This window comes from Galactobacillus timonensis, from assembly GCF_900240265.1.
GTDB lineage: Bacteria > Bacillota_I > Bacilli_A > Erysipelotrichales > Erysipelotrichaceae > Bulleidia > Bulleidia timonensis.
This window is the reverse complement of sequence record NZ_LT964739.1, coordinates 1154340-1170914: the sequence shown is the minus strand read 5'-3', so window position 1 is coordinate 1170914 and position 16575 is coordinate 1154340. Positions and strand designations below refer to the sequence as shown.

Sequence of the window (16575 nt, the reverse complement as noted above, 5' to 3'; positions counted from 1 at the left end):
GGCTCAAATGCCGGAAAAATCGCTTCGTAATGAAACGGAAATCAGGGATCGAATGAAAAGAAATCATTTTGTTTCAAAAAGATCCCCTGAAGGCCTTATAGGCACCGAAGATCCGCAGATCAAGACTGTGCTCCCTCAGCTTGGACAGCGCCGTCTGCACCACCGGATCCTTCAGATTGCCCGCAAAGTCAATATAGAACGAATAATGAAACGGCTCATCGGGAATCGGCCGGCTCTCCAGCTTCAGAATGTTAATGTCATTGTAGGCAAGAATTCCAAGCGCATGATAGAGCGAACCCGGCGTATGGTCCACCGTCAACATGATGGAGATCTTATCTGCGTCCCCTGCCTCCTCATCATGTGAAGTCACAACGAGAAACCGTGTCATGTTCGTATTGCTGTCCTGCACCGAGGCGGCCAGCGTCATCATCCCGTAGTAGGCACCTGCCTGCTTCGATGCCAGCGCCGCCTTCTTCGGATCGCCCGACTTCTTCACCGCCTCCACGGCCGCCGCCGTATCCTGGGCCGCAATTGCCTTCATCTTCGGATGTGATCGGAAAAAGGACTGGCATTGCGACAGCGCCTCAGGATGGGAATACACTTCCACCACCTGCGAAAGATCCGCTCCCGCAAGACCGATGCAGTCCTCCCGGATCGGGACAACAATCTCACCCACCGCATGGACCGGATACAGCTTGAAGAGATCATAGGAACGCGCAATCAGACCCGTCGTCGTATTCTCTACCGGCAGCACACCGTAATCCAGATCCCCCGAAGCACAGCGTTCCAGAATCGTCGGAAAGTCGGGACACCCGCACAGCTCCTTCGCGGCATCCTTGAAATACTCAAGGACCGCAATCTCACTGAACGTCCCGTGATTCCCCTGATAGCCGACTCTCACCGCCATAGCGTCATCCTCCCGAATGCTATAATCTTAGCATGCGCAATCTGATACGTAAGCTTCCTGACAGCGTCCTGAGAATCATCGGCTACGGCCTCATCTCTCTCCTGGCCATTCTGCCGTTTCGCACCTGCGACTGCCGCGTATGGAACTATACGGCGCTTATCAATAACGGCTACCGCCTGCGCTTTGATCTTTGCATGATTCCGGCAGCCGTTTGGATCCTCGCCCTCCTTGTTCATCTTGGCCTGCAGCTCTATCCCGCCAAAGACTGGATCCCCTGGACCGTGCTGCTGGCCATCCTGACTATCATCGTCGTCAAAGTCCCCTATCACACCAAAGAAGACTTCTGGAGCGGCATGCATGTATTCCTCGGCTTCATCGGATTCATCCTGCTGCAGATGTTACTGGTAAAGATCATGTGGCTCGAAACAAAGCTGCGCACCTTCTACATCGGAGCACTGCTTCTGGCATGGTTTGTCTCCCTCACCTATTCCAGCATCAACGGTCTTGCCGAAATCATCTTTGTCATCGGACTTTCGATCTCACTCACCGAACTGTGCATCGCCCGCCGCTGATCAAAAACCGAAGTAGGCCATGGCATTGTTATAGCAGATGTCCTGAATGATCTTTTTCAGACGCTTCTCATCCTGCGGATACTCACCGTCTTCCACCCAGGTACCGACAAGATTGCACAAAATACGGCGATAATAATCATGACACGCATAGGAGAGAAAGCTGCGCGAATCCGTAGCATCCCTATGAAAACAGGGCTGCATATATGCAGCCCTGCCTGATTCTCTGTAACAATTATTGTCTGGTTCTTTCTGTGTTACTGCGGATTGACGTCGAAATACTTGCGGCGGCTCTCAGCCAGGTTGTCGCAATAGTAACGGACTGTCAGATCTTTGGAAACCTTTTCCGCCGGACGGTTGATGAAGCAGTCACCTTCCAGCATGCAGTCAAGGATGGCATTCACGCATGTTTCCATGTTGTCAGCGCCTGCCTCAACCTCTGTCAGAAGATCACCGGCATTGACTTCAATATACAGCCAGTCCTTGTTGTGTGCTTCCCACTTCTTCCAGTTGATGATGTCCTTGTAAGTCTGGAAGCTCTTATATTCACGCTTCGGCTCTTCGACCGGTGCAGCCTTCTTTGCGGCAGGCTTCTTGGCAGCGGTCTTTTTTGCGGCCGGCTTCTTGGCAGCTGTCTTCTTCACAGCGGCTTTCTTAACAGCCGGCTTCTTTTCGCTGACTGCCGTCTTTTCCTCTTTCTTCACTTCATCGGCCTTGGCGACTGCAGCTTTTTCCACTTTGTCTGTTACTGTTGTCTTTGTAGCTTTCTTTGCAGGCATACCCTCAATCCTCCTTGAAGATACCGCTATTTTAGCACATAGAAACCATATTTTTCCCATAACTATGCAGTTCCAGGGCAAAGCAGGAACGCAAATGATCCAACAGCAGGAAAAAGGACCCGAAAGAAACACATACACTCTTTCCATTCCTGCAGGACAGGGGAAAAAGAGCGCAGAAGCCGCATGTATTAGTCTGTGGTTACGTACTTCCTAAATATATTCTACGGGAAGTGCAATAAGGTTATCCCTAAGATATGTCTTCCGCTCAATCATGCAGAGAACCACGCCCGTGCCTCTCTTTTTTTCTGGTATCTTGTCCAGAATTGTATTGGCTGATCCCATGGAGGCTTTGGGATTACCGGTCATCTTTATTTCGACCGGGTATAACACACCGTTTTCTTCAATGATCAGATCAATTTCATTTTCCCCGGTGTCTCTCTTGTCTTTTCCCCGGTAGTAATAAATCTGGAAATGATAATCGAGGCCCTCATTTGAATAAGATTTTAAAATCTCTGAAACAACAAATGTTTCAAACATACTGCCGGCGACAGCCGAATTCTTTAAGGCATCCGCTGTGAGCCATTTTGTAAGATAGCAGGCCAGTCCAGTATCCCGGAAATAGATCTTGGGAGTTTTGATTGCTCTGTTCAGTGCGCTTGCACTATAAGGTTGAAGAATATATACAATCCCAGTCCTCTCCAGTACGGAAACCCATCTTTTGATTGTCGGCTCAGTTACGCCGACTTCAGATGCAATATTGGCATAATTCAGAATTTCCCCGGTTCTTGCCGCCACAGCAGTCAAAAATTTTGTAAATGTAATACTGTCAGCAGAAATCAGCTCATGGATATCCCTCTCAAGATAGGTGGAAACATAGGAAGAATAGAAATCCTGCCAGTCACGATCAACATCATACAGTTCAGGATATGATCCTTTATGAATAATCTCCCAGATGTCTTGATAAGGCTTCAATTCCTTCTCACGTTCACTGATATACTTCTCTGTCGGGACAAAATGCCTGAAAAAAGGAACACGGTATATTTCCCGCATAGACAACCCGCCCAGCTCGCAGATTGAGACTCTTCCCGCCAATGATTCGCTGATGCCTTTCATTAATTCAAGCTTGGCCGAACCAGTAAGGATGAACTGCCCCCTTTTCTGTGAATTATCTACGACCTGCTTGATTTCCTCGAGGATTGCCCCTTCTTTCTGCACTTCATCAATGATGAGAGGACAAGGATTATTAAGGAAGAAAAGCTTCGGCTCATCTCTTGCCTGCAGACGGGTCAGCGAATCATCAAAGCTGGTCCAGTTGTATTCAGAAAATTCATGCTTTAGGAGCGTAGATTTTCCCACTTGTCTGGCACCAACTACTAAAGTGCATTTACTGCTTTTTACCCTGGACTTGAGAACATCAGAAATTGCTCTTTCTATATATGACATATTTTTTTCTCCGTCTGTTTCAAATTCCGATTTTAGATTAGTCGCTTTTACTGTGAATTGCAACTGCAACAATCTCCTGCTTGTTCTCTGTAGAACACGTCCACCAGACTCACCGATCAGCTTTCCCATCATATCCAGCCCCATGAAGAAAGCCAGGTTCCGGAAATATTTTGCAAATCAAAGAATATTGCTATGCTACACTGCAAAGGTATTTAGAAAGCGTGGTACCTATGATCCTGGACAAATCCGTGCTGGAGAACGTACTCATGCATGAAGGAATTTCAATGGCCGCATACCGCAGCCGCGCCGGACGCGCCTGTGCCGATGCTCTCCTCATGCACGAAGACAATGCACGCCCCTTCCTCATTCTGACCGGATCCGGAAATAATGGCCGGATCGGTCTTCGCATCGCCGCCGAATTAAAAAGAGCCGGACGCACCGTCCAGGTTCTGCCCGTCGAAGGAAAAGCGCCTCAGCTTTTACAACCGCTCGAACACAGCGATATCGTTTCTTCCATAAACCTAGACAGCGAATGTGTTCTGGTCGATGCCGTCAAAGGTGCCGATGAAGACTGCACACTTGCCGCAGCAGAGAAAATACTGTTCCAGAAGATCAATGACGCAGACGCTACCGTCTACAGCATCGAAATCAACAGCGGCGCCGACGCTGACAGCGATCACATCGAACCGGAGGCCATTCACTCGGATGTTACCTTTGCGATCAGCGGCTATCGTCTCACCCATTGCTTCGGAAAGGATCATCCTGTCTTCAAGCATGTTGAACTGTGTGCTCCACTAACTGCATTGACCAGTATCCAGTCACCATACCCTCAGATGAATGAAGATCTGTTTTTCCATAACTTCCCCCGCAAAACGCCGGTTTCCTGGAAAGGAAGCCACGGAAAGATTCTCTTCATCAACGGCTGCACCGGCATGGCCGGAGCCGCCTGTCTCAATCTCATCGGAGCCAGGACTGTCGGCGCCTCGTATATCCTCGATGCTCTTCCGGAAAGCATCTATCCGATTGTCGCTTCACATTTTCTGACACCGGTCTATCATCCCTTTACCAGAGAAACATGGTATGAGGTACTGGAACCGCTGATTTCCCAGGTACGCGCCATCGGCTTCGGGTCCGGAGCCGTCTATATGGAGCACAAGCTCGAAATTCTGGATCTTTTGCTGCAGAATGCGGCGTGCCCCGTTGTTCTGGATGGCGAAGCGCTGCGCATGCTCAAGCACAATACATTCATTCTCCGCTTCGCAAAAGCGCCGGTCATACTAACTCCGCACATCGGAGAATTCGAAGACTTCTGCGGCATGGCAAAAAATGTCGTCGAAGACAACCGTCTCGCCGCCGCCCAGAAGTTTGCGGCCGATTACCATGTCTATGTCGTTCTCAAGGCGCCCAACACCATTGCCGTATCGCCCTGCGGCGATGTCTATGTCAACCAGTCCGGCAGTGCCGCCCTTGCCCAGGCAGGCAGCGGCGACGTACTGACCGGCATCCTGACGGCATTACTGTCAATGACAAGTGACGTCAGTCTCGCCATCCGCATGGCGGTCTGGCTGCACGGATATCTTGCAGAGATCGGAACCGCAGATTCCGTGCATTCTCTGCAGAACTTCGACATCACCCGCTATCCGCAGCTGATGGATATCCTTTTTGCCAAGCACGGATACTGATACACAATTCATTCACCAAACAGACGAAAAAATGGAGGAACAGCATCACCCGTTCCTCCATTTTCAATTATGCTTATTTTCCGTAGTCTTTCTTGCCAATGATATCGAAATACTTCTTTAGCCGAATTCATGGGCAACATCCGAAAACAGGTTTAATTTCCAAACTTTCTGCCCTCCGCTCATTTCTTAAACAATTCAGAATGTGAGCCAAGACGATAAAGCATTAGAACAAGCACATCTCCACAGATTTCATAAATCAGAAGCCAATCCGGTTCGATATGGCATTCTCGTGTCCCTTTGTAGTTACCGGCGAGATCATGGTCTCTGTATTTTGGGTCCAGTGTCCCGCCATTCGCCAGAATTTCGATTACGTCAAACAGCTTGTCAAGACTCTTGTTCTGCTTCTTTGCAAGTTTCAAGTCCTTTTTAAACTGCGAAGTAAACTGCACATCATATTTCATACGTCGAGTGCCGATTTTAGTTCATCCATACTGGAATATCTCGGCGCAGAGGGGTCAGATACCATTTTTCTTCCTTCTTCAATTGCATCTGCAGTTGTTTCATTCGGCACATCCAGTTTCAACTCAAAAGGTATTCCATGTTCACGGATCGTTGCCCTCATAAAAATGTTTACAGCAGTAGTCATACTCATGCCAAGCTCATTAAAGATTTCTTCGGCCTGATCTTTGACGTCCTTATCCATTCGAACATTCAAATTTGTTGTTGTCATAAATAGCACCTCTGTTCAATTTCTATATACAAAATAATTCTGCTTTTTTCAACACAACATCATTACATCAGCTTTAAATTTGGAAAATATATGCATGTTACCTGTGTCTCCTGTTCCGATCTCATCAGGCAGAATATTGAAAATCCGAATTCTCTGCTCTGTTCTGCTTCAGGTAAAAAAACGAAGGAATATCCTGGATATCCTTCGTCATCAGTTATTGCCCCTTCTTTTCTTTTCCGTAGTCTTTCTTGCCGATCGCATCGAAGTACTTCTTCAGACGCTCTTCGTACGCAACATCCGAGAACAGATAGAACTTCTTGTCTTTAATCGCGTCCGGCAGATACTGCTGCTGTACCCAGTGATGATCATAGTCATGCGCATACTTGTAGCCGACGCCGCGGTTCAGCTTCGAAGCACTGTTATAGTGCGCATCCTGCAGATACGGAGGAATCGGAAGATTACCGCTCTTATGTACCTCATCCATCGCCAGTTCAATGCCCTTCGAGCAGGCATTTGACTTCGGCGCCGTCGCCACATAGCAGGCCGCATTGGCCAGAATGATCGCACTCTCCGGCATCCCGACTCTTTCCACCGCAACTGCCGCAGCCGCCGCAACTTCCAGAGCCCTTGGATCCGCCGTCCCGCACTCTTCACTTGCCGCAATCATGATCCGGCGCGAAATGAAGCGCACATCCTCCCCCGCCTCAAGCATACGGGCAAGATAATACAGTGCCGCATCCGGATCCGATCCCCGCATCGACTTAATGAACGCCGAGATCGTATCATAATGATTATCCCCGTTCTTATCGTAGTGGATCGCCTTCTTCTGAATGCACTGCTGCGCCACCACCAACGTCACATGAACACTGCCGTCATCACTGCGGTCCGTCGTCAGATCGGCCAGCTCCACCGCATTGAGCGCCGCCCGCGCATCACCGTCCGCCACATCCGCCAGAAAGTGAATCGCATCCTCATCCATCACCACATTGTCAGCCGCCACACCTTTGATCGGATCCGCCAGTGCCCGCCGGATGATTGTCTCAATGTCTTCCTGCGTCAACGGCTTCAGCTCAAAAATCCGCGACCGCGAAAGCAGAGCGCCGTTCACCTCAAAGTACGGATTCTCCGTCGTCGCCCCGATCAGAATCAGCGTACCGTCTTCAACATAGGGAAGAAGATAGTCCTGCTGCGCCTTGTTGAAGCGATGAATCTCATCGATGAAGAGGATTGTCCGCCGCCCGTATGCACCGAGGTTTTCCTTCGCAGCACGGACCACATCCTCCAGATCTTTCTTTCCCGCATTGGTCGCATTGACCTGCAGAAACGCAGCCTTCGTCGAATTGGCAATCACATGTGCCAGCGTCGTCTTTCCGGTTCCAGGAGGGCCGTAGAGAATGATCGAACTCAGACGATCCGCCTTGATGGCACGATAAAGGAGCGACCCTTTTCCGATCACTTCCTGCTGACCGACAACATCGTCCAGCGTCTCGGGGCGCATGCGCGCCGCTAAAGGTTCGCTCCTTTTCTTATCCGTTTCACCTGCGTAATCAAACAATGTGCTCACGCAGACATTATATCAGCGATCCAGAATGCCGACCGCCTTCAGAACATCCTTCACCTCGCTGACCGGAACAATGTTCAGCTTCTTCTTCACTTCCTCCGGAACCTCGTCGAGATCATCGACATTATCCTTCGGAATGAATACCGTCTTGACACCGGCTCTCTGCGCCGCCATCAGCTTCTCCGGCAGACCACCGATCGGCATCACATTGCCCCGCAGCGATACTTCACCGGTCATTGCATATTCACTCGACACACGCTTTCCCGTCAGTAACGACGCCAGCGCCGTCGTCAGCGTAATGCCGGCCGAAGGCCCATCCTTCTTCACAGCACCCTCCGGCACATGAACATGAAGATCATGATCCTTGAGCTGCTCCGCCTCCTTCGGGAACATCGCCTTCACCAGCGAAAGCGCAATCTGAACCGACTCCTTCATCACATCGCCCAGCTGCCCCGTAACGATCAGACGACCACTGCCCACCGTAAGCAGCGACTCAATAAACAGAATTTCGCCGCCCGCCTGCGTCCAGGCAAGACCTGTCACAACGCCGGGCTTCTTCTGCGCCAGCACATGTTCATGGTGAATCGGGTGCATATCCATGTAGTGCTGCAGATTGGAATTCGTAATGCGCAGCGTCGTCTTGCGGCCCTTGGCGATTTCCACCGCCGCCGAACGGCACAGCGTCTCAAGGCGCTTCTGCAGACCACGGACACCGCCCTCCATCGTGTAATTACTGATGATGGAGCGGATCGCGGAATCGGTCACCGTCATATCCTTTGCCTTGATGCCCATCTTCGCCCGTGCCTTCGGAAGCAGATGACGCTTGGCAATCTGGAACTTGTCCGCCGCCGTATAACCGTTGAACTCAATGATCTCCATACGGTCCAGTAACGGCGCCGGAATCGAATCCAGCGTATTCGCCGTGCAGATAAACAGCACATCACTCAGATCATACGGAACATTCAGATAATGATCCGTAAACGTATTGTTCTGCTCCGGATCCAGCACCTCCAGCAGCGCGCTGCTCGGATCCCCCTCATAGGAAACGCCAAGCTTATCAATCTCATCCAGCACCATCACCGGATTGCTTGCACCGGCCTTCGCAATTCCATCCATAATACGGCCCGGCATAGCGCCGATATAGGTTCTCCGATGGCCGCGGATATCGGCCTCATCACGCGCACCGCCCAAAGCGACACGTACATACGGACGATCGAGCGCCTTGGCAATCGACTTGCCGATACTCGTCTTGCCCGTACCCGGCGCACCGACGAAGAGAAGAATCGAACCCGACTGCTTCTTGTTCAGATCCATGACCGCAATCTGCTGCAGAACACGCTCCTTCACCTTCTTCAATCCGTAATGATCCTCGTTGAGAATTGCCTCGGCCTTGTTCAGATCGATCGGCTTCATCTCCGCCTTCTTCCAGGAAAGCGACGTAATGAAGTCCAGGTAGTTGTACAGATTACCATACTCTGGCGAATTCTGCCCCTCCTGCTTCATGCGCGACAGCACCTTGTCCGCTTCCCGGCGCGCCGTCTCGTTCATTCCCGAATCTTCAATCTTCTTCTGCAGCTTACGGACATCGGTAATATTCTCCGGGTGCATCTCATCGAGCTCCTGCTGCAGATATTCCATCTGCTTGCGGATTGCCTGTTCACGATACGCCTTCTGGTTATCGTTCTCCTGCGCCTGTTCCGCTTCATTGGTAACGACCGCCGGCTCCGTAAACTGATAGACGGCCTTTTCGATCAGGTCCGTCTGCTGGGAACGGGAGTCTGCCGCAAGAATCGCATAGCGGCCTTCCGCATTGAGCGACAGCCACTGACTCGTCATCACGGCCAGTTCACTGATGGAGTCAAACTGATTGACCCAGCCCCGGGCCATCTGTGCCCATGGCGAAGCAGAAAGGGAACGGACCAGCGCACTCTTCATCTGTTCCAGGCGGCGCTGCTCATCCTCGAGCGGAAGATCCTCTTTGTAGGGCTTGCGGATCATGGACTCCACGTTGATGGAATGATCCTCATTGAAGGTAAGCGACTCCACCTTCACACGGGCATCGGCCTTGATCTCAATGTATCCGTTCGAACTGACCTCACCGATACTTGCCGTAACGCCCAGCGGATAAAACGTTTCTGCCGCATAATCCTTCGGCTCAACCTGGTTCTTCTTGATCAGAAAAATCAGACGGTCGCCGCTGACCGGATCCTGCCCTGTCAACGTCTTATAGTTATCACTTGTCATGTAGAACACGGTTCCCGGAAGAACCAGTGTGTTATATACAGGAACGATCTGTGCCATAGAAAGCCTCCTTTCGGCTTGAAAAAATTTGCTACGCATATAATCTAGCACTCATGTCAAACGAGTGCTAGCACTTTGTTTATTAAACTGCTAACCTTGCCCAAACAGCCTTCCTGGCATAGAATAAATGCACGGCCCAGTGATGGAACTGGTAGACGTAGGGGACTCAAAATCCCCCGGCAGCGATGCCGTGCCGGTTCGAGTCCGGCCTGGGCCACCATATCGTTCGTACCCGGGCCCGATTCTCTATGGAAGAGGGTCCGGATACTTTTTATTTTCATTGCTTCCCGAAAGGAGTTTAAGAAATCAGGATGATCCAAAAACACGAGCTGCCGATTTTGGAATACGATTCCAGTTCGGAAGAAGTCATAAAACCAAACCTTGGTACCCAACAACTGAAGCTTCCCGAAAAATGCATCTATGCCTTTCTCGGCCATACAGTTGATGATTACGCTCTGCAGGCAAACGCCGCTGTTGCAGAAACATTCGAAACCATAACCCGGGATTATCCTGTTTATATCATTCAGCAGGATGGTATGGAAATTTGTCTTTGTGCCGCCCCTTTGGGCGCGCCTGCGGCAGCACAGCTGATGGACTTTCTCATCGCCTGCGGCTGCAGAAAAATCATTTCAACCGGCTCCTGCGGCGTCCTGACTGATCTGCCCGAAAACGAATTTCTCATTCCAGTAAAAGCATTACGGGACGAGGGAACCTCATATCATTATCTTCCGGCATCCCGCTATATCGAACTTGACAAAGATATCCGGGACACCATTGAGACTACTCTTCTTGCGCATAAGATCCCGTTCCAGGAGTGCATCACATGGACAACGGACGGATTCTTCCGGGAAACGCAGGACATGGTAAAGTATCGCAAAGCAGAAGGATGCACAACTGTCGAGATGGAGTGTGCCGCATTGGCTGCCTGTGCCAGGAAACGAGGTGCTTCTTTCGGACAGATTCTTTATACAGCAGATTCTCTTGCAAATATTCAGGAGCACAATGAGCGTGACTGGGGGAAAAACTCCTTACAGAAAGCACTGAGACTCTGCATCGCAGTGCTTCAAGCGATCTGAAGGTTCGCATGCCATTAACAATGTCCCACCATCACGCAGTACAGAAGTGCGTATCCGTGTACCGCCTTAAAACCGGCGAAATGCTATAATCAACAAAAGCAGAGGAGATCCTGATTTATGGAACAGCTTGAATTCAAGTTTGATACCCAGCTTCTCATCGACGGCAAGAACCTGTCCGAAGATGACATTCATGACTACATTCTTTCGCACTTCAAGGGCGATTGCCTGCTTGTTGTCGGCGACGATACGCTGATCAAGATTCACTTCCATACCAACGAACCGTGGAAGATCCTCGAATACGGCCAGTCCATCGGCGACATCTATGACGTCGTCGTCGAAAACATGCAGCGCCAGGAAGAAGGCCTCAAAGGCTGAAACCAGCGCGCACACCCAAAGAAGAAAAAGAAAAGAAAAAGAAACAGGCTGACAGCCGGATCCCGTAATCCGGCCGCCAGCCCTTTTTTTAGACAGTCACAAATGCCAGCACCATGTTTGCCGCAAACAGCAGGATGCACACAATGATCGACCATGAACTCAGCAGAATGCCCCAAAGCTTTCCTTCGGTCGCACCCCAGCGCACCTGCACCTTTTCATTCTTCAATGAAGTGATCGTAACGGCTGCCGTAATGTAGACAATCACCATCAGGATCGACATCAGCCACAGATACTTTCCAGGAATCATGTTCAATGCCTCAATGAACATTGCCGCAAACATATGGATCCCCATCGCCGGCCGGATCGAATGATACTTCAGCGTCACCAGCGAAAGAAACCATCCCAGGAAAAACGCCATCATCGCATTCATCGGATTCACCTGCGCCAGCATATACAGAAACGCCGATCCGAGCACCCCGAAGTAGCGCCCGTAGTGTCCCAGCTGCCGCTGAATCACGCCCCGGAAAATCACCTCATCACACAGCGGAACCACAACCACATACAGCACAAAGTAGACAATGTTCTTCTCAATATTCAGCGCCGTCGAATAATCCCCGATAAAGGTAAACCGCTGATTCTGCGTCCGCATGAAAAAGGTAAACAGCGTCAGCACCGACATCACGATCAGACAGATCGATGCCGCAACGCAGGACAGTCCGAAGCGGCGCAGCGGCTTGATCTTCCGCTTACCAAGATAGTTATGAATGTTGAGATCCAGCTTCCGCGAACTGATCGCAAAGCACACGAACACACTGATCAATAGTCCCGCAATCCCGGCAGCCATCACCAAAAGGTCGCCATCCATCCAGGCGGGAAGCTTCACATAGCTCACCCAGAGACCGGGAACGCTCTTTTCCAGAAGAGGGATCCCGTAATGGAGCAGCGCATAATAAACAATATAAAGGATCAGTGAAACGCCCAGACAGTTGATCTGACGCTTCGCCTGCCGCTTTGTAATCCGTACCGGCTGATTTGCCATATTTGTTTCTATTATAAACAAACTTTTTTACTTGCCAAACAGTGCCGAAATCTCCTTCCAGATTCCCCGCCCGTAACTGCCGTTGGCAATATCCACAAGACCTTCCAGCTGCCGCTGCTTCGCCCGCCCGAACACTTCGATCGAACTCAGCGGAATGTCAATCGCCGTCGACAGCAGCATGCGGTATTCGGGACTGCTGTCATCCCCGTCGCATGCCTTCTTCACATGCCTGCACACCTGACCTACGATCACCTGTGCCACCTTCGAATCGCTGCTCATCTGCCGCAGCGTACTGTCCATCGAATAGTGGCCGCGCCCGATCGGCTGCACCGCAGGAATACTGCCAAGCAGCTCCTCAAAATCATCACGGCCGGGCTTTCCCTCCAGAGACGAATACCACGACGGGCTGTCCGGAAGCTCGCTTCCTTCAACGCTTAGCGCCACCCGCTTACCATCCGCCTCAATCTCATACGTACCGCCGATCACTTCCCAGTGATCTTTTTCATAAACGGAGAAATCACGGTCATCGAGCGTAAACATTACCGTTCTGCGTTCACCGGGCGAAAGTTCGATCTTGCGGAATCCGGCAAGCTTCCGCACCTCCCGATAGCCGCCTTCCGGATTTCTTACATACAGAAGCACCGTATGTTTCCCGGCCCGCGTCCCCGTATTTTCAACCGACACCGCAGCCGTACGGCCATCAACCTTCAGATCCGTACATGCAAACGTCGTATAGCTTAATCCCTGTCCAAACGCAAAGCGCACCGGCACATGTGCCTTCTCATAGTAGCGGCTGCCGACGTAGATCCCTTCCCGGTACTCCGCATCGCTGCGAGGTTCCCCATAGTACTCCGCATTGACGACGTCCTCATATTTCATCGGCCAGCTTTCCGCAAGCCGTCCCGAAGGATTCACCTCTCCATAGAGAATCTTCTTCAGTGCCGAAGCGCCGGCTTCCCCGGGAAGACCCGCATACAGAACCGCCTTCACATCATCCGCAAACGGCACCTCCAGAACGCCTCCCGCCAGCAGGATGACAATGACATTCGGATTCACCTTCGCCACCGCTTCCACCGTCTTCACAATGCCTTCCGGCATTGCCAGCGTCGTACGATCAAAGCCCTCCGACTCCGCGCTGACCGGCAGACCGGCGACGACAATGACCTTGTCTGCCTTCTTCGCAAGTTCCACCGCCCCGTCAATCGACTGCTCCGTCGCATTTCCATTGACATCGTAGCCGGCCGCATAGGGAAGATCTGCCAGTTCATTCCTCAGCGTCTCGACCCGGATCGCATTGACATGGGAGCTGCCCGACCCCTGATAGCGCATATGATCCCCGAGATCTCCGATGAGACACACAGACTCACCGTAACTTAACGGAAGAATACTGTCCTCGTTCTTCAAGAGAACAATGCTTTCGGCGGCCACTTTTCCAGCAAGATCATGGTGCGCCTCATAGTCGGCCGAATACGGAACCGACAGAGCCCTGGCCCCGCGGCGCATCGAATCCCTTACACGCTCCGCACTTTCTTCAACAATACGGCGGAAGTCTTCATCCCTTTCGGCCAGCTGCGCACATTCCTTTTCCATGTAGGCCATCCCGCCGGGCATGCTGAGATCGCATCCCGCCCGATAGGCATCGATGCGGTTATGCATCGCACCCCAGTCCGTCACGACCATGCCGTCAAAGCCCCATTCCTTCCGCAGGATGTCAGTCAGAAGTTTCCGGTTGACGGAGCTGTAGACACCGTTGATCTTGTTGTAGGAACACATCATGGCCCATGGATGCGCCTTCTTCACCGCAATCTCAAAGGGACGCAGATAGATCTCCCGCGCCGTACGCTCATCAACCATGGAATTGGAGATGAAGCGGTCATACTCCTGGTTATTGCAGGCGAAATGCTTGAGACAGCAGGAGATGCCCTCACTCTGACAGCCCCGGATCCATCCTGCCGCCAGCGTACCGGATACCAGCGGATCCTCCGAAAAATATTCAAAGTTTCTTCCACACAGGGGATTCCGCTTGATGTTGGCACCGGGTCCCAGAACCATGCCTACGTTCTGATCCCGTGCCTCCTGGGCAATTGCCCTGCCTTCTTCCGCGAGCAGATCTTCATCAAACGAGCACGCCGTCAAAGAAGCTGTCGGAAAACAGACAGCCGGCCGGCTGCGATTGACACCCTCCGTATCTGCATCATTCGTCTGATTGCGCAGACCATGGGGCCCGTCCGTCATCCGCAGCGAAGGAATATGATTCTCCGAATCTTCCTTCGTCATCCAGTAATCGGCGCCGCTGCCAAGTGAAACAACCCTCTCCAGAGCGGCCGCCTTTTTCTTGTCTTCCATATTGATATCTCCGTTTCCGTTCACGGTGACTCTCTACCTTCTGATTATCTACGAAAAAACCGGCTGAGAACAGTTTTTCCTCAGCCGGCTTCCCTGCTATTGCGGATATACCATATGGGCTTCATCGATGTGGTACAGCGTATTGTCCAGATACCGCTTTGCCAGCCAGTTCGCCATCGGCAGATTCTGATCCAGATAGTTGCCGCACTCCGCCGGCGCAGCACCCGGAACTGCACCCGAATAATCACGAATGAACTCAAACATCCCGGTCACAAGCGGCACAACTTCCTGAGAAGAAAGATCTCCTTCCAGAATCATATAGAAACCGGTCCTGCAGCCCATCGGCCCAAAGTACACGACCCTCTCCTTCCAGTCCGGATCGTTGCGCAGATAGGTAGCGCCCAGATGCTCAATCGTATGCACCTCGGCCGTATTCATGACCGGCTCCCTGTTCGGCGTCGTCATGCGCAGATCAAAGGTCGTAATGACCGTGCCGTGAAACACATCGCGGCGCGAAACATAGATGCCCGGTTCCAGCTTCAGATGATTCACGGTAAAGCTCGCTATTTTTTCCATATCGGTTTCTCCTGCCACCATTGTAATCAGGATTGGTGAAGTTTGCGAAAAGCTGTTCCATGCCTGCAGGTAAAAGGCAAAGTCATGCCCCTCCAGCGAATGACAAAATGTTCACAAAACCGCATAAATATCGCATATCCTATATGTTTGAAAACTTTTGTAAACTTCTCGAAATATTTTCATATGTATCGAAAAGGTATGATTGATTTTTCGTAAAACCCTCTTGCATTTGTTCAAAAAGGTATTAATTTAACTAACGCTGACATGCACGCAAACTCTTATGTACATGTCACCGGCAATCATTGAACAGGAGGATGTATATGTCAAATCATTCTTACTATATACCTCTGCTTTCCAGCATCGTCGCTGTGGGGGCCTTCTTCGGAAGTAAAGCATTAAATGCCATCGACATCCAGGCGGAGAACCTGGAAGCGCAGCAGGCAGCTGAAGAAACCGCTGCCGCGTCTGCTGACAGCGATAACAGCGATGAGCCCTCTACGGTAATTACCGCCGAGCCGACACCCACGGCGACGCCGACCGCAGCACCAGAGGTTACAACGGAACCGACGCCAGAAGCGACATCAAGGCCAGAGCCGACACCGGAAGTGACGTCAACAACGGAGCCGGCACCGGAAGCGACATCAACGCCCGAGCCGCAGGAAACGCAGCCGGCAGACAGTTCATCAGCGGACACTTCAACCACTGAAGCCGCACCGGAAACCTATTCCGTCCCGACCAGTTACGATAATCTTTCTATCCCGAGCATCGGCTATACGGCCTCCGTCCGCTACTCGACCGATCCAACAACGGCACAGGCCATCGTCAATACCGCCGGCTCCGCCTGGATCGGCGACTATGACGGGCATACGGTCATCGGCGATCACGCCTACCAGGGTTTCAGCGGCCTGACTTCACTGCCGATCGGGTCGACAGCCTATCTCACCCTCAACGGAACAACCCGCACACTGACGCTGGCATCCCGCTATTACGGATACAATACGACAGAAGCCCTGTACACGACGGACTGGACCGACATTTCCAGTATCTGGGACGGTGACGTGGTCATGTATACCTGCACCGACTCGACCGGTGAAAATGTCGTTCTCACCTTCTGGTACTGAGTGCAAAGCACACAGCTCATACTGTGCGCTTTTTTTACGCTTTCCTCCCTGGCGGCGTGGGATAATAAGA

The 16575-nt window shown here is 51.5% G+C and carries 16 protein-coding genes and 1 tRNA gene; 6 read left to right on the top strand and 11 right to left on the bottom strand.

What is annotated here, in order from left to right; all coding sequences use genetic code 11:
- Window positions 1-73: 73 nt before the first annotated feature.
- A complete protein-coding gene (locus tag C1714_RS05530) occupies window positions 74-907 on the bottom strand; it encodes a prephenate dehydratase (protein WP_102342252.1) in 834 nt (277 codons plus the stop codon).
- Window positions 908-939: 32 nt separating this feature from the next.
- Here C1714_RS05530 and C1714_RS13835 point away from each other — a divergent pair, with 32 nt between their 5' ends.
- Entirely contained in the window at window positions 940-1479 is a 540-nt protein-coding gene (locus C1714_RS13835; RefSeq protein WP_135567891.1) for a hypothetical protein, read from the top strand.
- On the opposite strand, the gene C1714_RS05515 is transcribed toward C1714_RS13835, so the two are convergent.
- From C1714_RS05515 to C1714_RS05500, 3 genes are all read right to left on the bottom strand, one after another.
- Window positions 1480-1680, bottom strand: coding sequence for a glucuronate isomerase (locus tag C1714_RS05515; protein WP_102342249.1), 201 nt, complete (start codon window positions 1678-1680; stop codon window positions 1480-1482).
- Window positions 1681-1733: 53 nt separating this feature from the next.
- Window positions 1734-2255: a hypothetical protein gene (locus tag C1714_RS14625; RefSeq protein ID WP_342587466.1), complete on the bottom strand. Its 522-nt coding sequence runs from the start codon at window positions 2253-2255 to the stop codon at window positions 1734-1736.
- A 210-nt stretch (window positions 2256-2465) separates the two neighbouring features.
- Entirely contained in the window at window positions 2466-3827 is a 1362-nt protein-coding gene (locus C1714_RS05500) for an ATP-binding protein (protein ID WP_210115259.1), read from the bottom strand.
- A 137-nt stretch (window positions 3828-3964) separates the two neighbouring features.
- Here C1714_RS05500 and C1714_RS05495 point away from each other — a divergent pair, with 137 nt between their 5' ends.
- Window positions 3965-5380 (top strand): NAD(P)H-hydrate dehydratase, encoded by a 1416-nt coding sequence (locus C1714_RS05495; RefSeq protein ID WP_167849941.1) that lies wholly within the window; start codon window positions 3965-3967, stop codon window positions 5378-5380.
- Between the two features lie 179 nt (window positions 5381-5559).
- On the opposite strand, the gene C1714_RS05490 is transcribed toward C1714_RS05495, so the two are convergent.
- From C1714_RS05490 to lon, 4 genes are all read right to left on the bottom strand, one after another.
- Window positions 5560-5841: a type II toxin-antitoxin system YafQ family toxin gene (locus tag C1714_RS05490; RefSeq protein ID WP_102342246.1), complete on the bottom strand. Its 282-nt coding sequence runs from the start codon at window positions 5839-5841 to the stop codon at window positions 5560-5562.
- On the bottom strand, window positions 5838-6110 hold the full coding sequence (locus C1714_RS05485) for a type II toxin-antitoxin system RelB/DinJ family antitoxin (protein ID WP_102342245.1): 273 nt from the start codon (window positions 6108-6110) through the stop codon (window positions 5838-5840). The genes C1714_RS05490 and C1714_RS05485 overlap by 4 nt, the downstream gene beginning before the upstream one ends.
- Before the next feature lie 214 nt (window positions 6111-6324).
- Window positions 6325-7674, bottom strand: a complete 1350-nt coding sequence (locus tag C1714_RS05480) for a replication-associated recombination protein A (protein WP_245305059.1) — start codon at window positions 7672-7674, stop codon at window positions 6325-6327.
- A gap of 12 nt (window positions 7675-7686) precedes the next feature.
- Window positions 7687-9972 carry an endopeptidase La gene (gene lon / locus C1714_RS05475; RefSeq protein ID WP_102342243.1) on the bottom strand — a complete coding sequence of 762 codons (2286 nt, stop codon included), beginning with the start codon at window positions 9970-9972 and terminating at the stop codon, window positions 7687-7689.
- Window positions 9973-10105: 133 nt separating this feature from the next.
- On the opposite strand from lon, the gene C1714_RS05470 reads away from it, so the two are divergent.
- The 3 genes from C1714_RS05470 (at window position 10106) to C1714_RS05460 (ending at window position 11423) form a co-directional block, all read left to right on the top strand.
- Window positions 10106-10192 (top strand) — tRNA-Leu (locus C1714_RS05470).
- A gap of 91 nt (window positions 10193-10283) precedes the next feature.
- A complete protein-coding gene (locus C1714_RS05465) occupies window positions 10284-11048 on the top strand; it encodes a nucleoside phosphorylase (RefSeq protein WP_102342242.1) in 765 nt (254 codons plus the stop codon).
- Window positions 11049-11165: 117 nt separating this feature from the next.
- On the top strand, window positions 11166-11423 hold the full coding sequence (locus tag C1714_RS05460; RefSeq protein WP_102342241.1) for a kinase to dihydroxyacetone kinase: 258 nt from the start codon (window positions 11166-11168) through the stop codon (window positions 11421-11423).
- Window positions 11424-11511: 88 nt separating this feature from the next.
- Here the strand turns inward: C1714_RS05460 and C1714_RS05455 are convergent, their stop codons facing one another.
- The 3 genes from C1714_RS05455 to C1714_RS05445 form a co-directional block, all read right to left on the bottom strand.
- Window positions 11512-12462: a CPBP family glutamic-type intramembrane protease gene (locus tag C1714_RS05455; RefSeq protein ID WP_102342240.1), complete on the bottom strand. Its 951-nt coding sequence runs from the start codon at window positions 12460-12462 to the stop codon at window positions 11512-11514.
- A 27-nt stretch (window positions 12463-12489) separates the two neighbouring features.
- Entirely contained in the window at window positions 12490-14808 is a 2319-nt protein-coding gene (locus C1714_RS05450) for a glycoside hydrolase family 3 C-terminal domain-containing protein (protein WP_102342239.1), read from the bottom strand.
- 96 nt (window positions 14809-14904) lie between these two features.
- Window positions 14905-15384 (bottom strand): S-ribosylhomocysteine lyase, encoded by a 480-nt coding sequence (locus tag C1714_RS05445; protein ID WP_102342238.1) that lies wholly within the window; start codon window positions 15382-15384, stop codon window positions 14905-14907.
- Window positions 15385-15704: 320 nt separating this feature from the next.
- On the opposite strand from C1714_RS05445, the gene C1714_RS05440 reads away from it, so the two are divergent.
- Entirely contained in the window at window positions 15705-16505 is an 801-nt protein-coding gene (locus C1714_RS05440) for a hypothetical protein (RefSeq protein ID WP_102342237.1), read from the top strand.
- Window positions 16506-16575 lie beyond the last annotated feature (70 nt).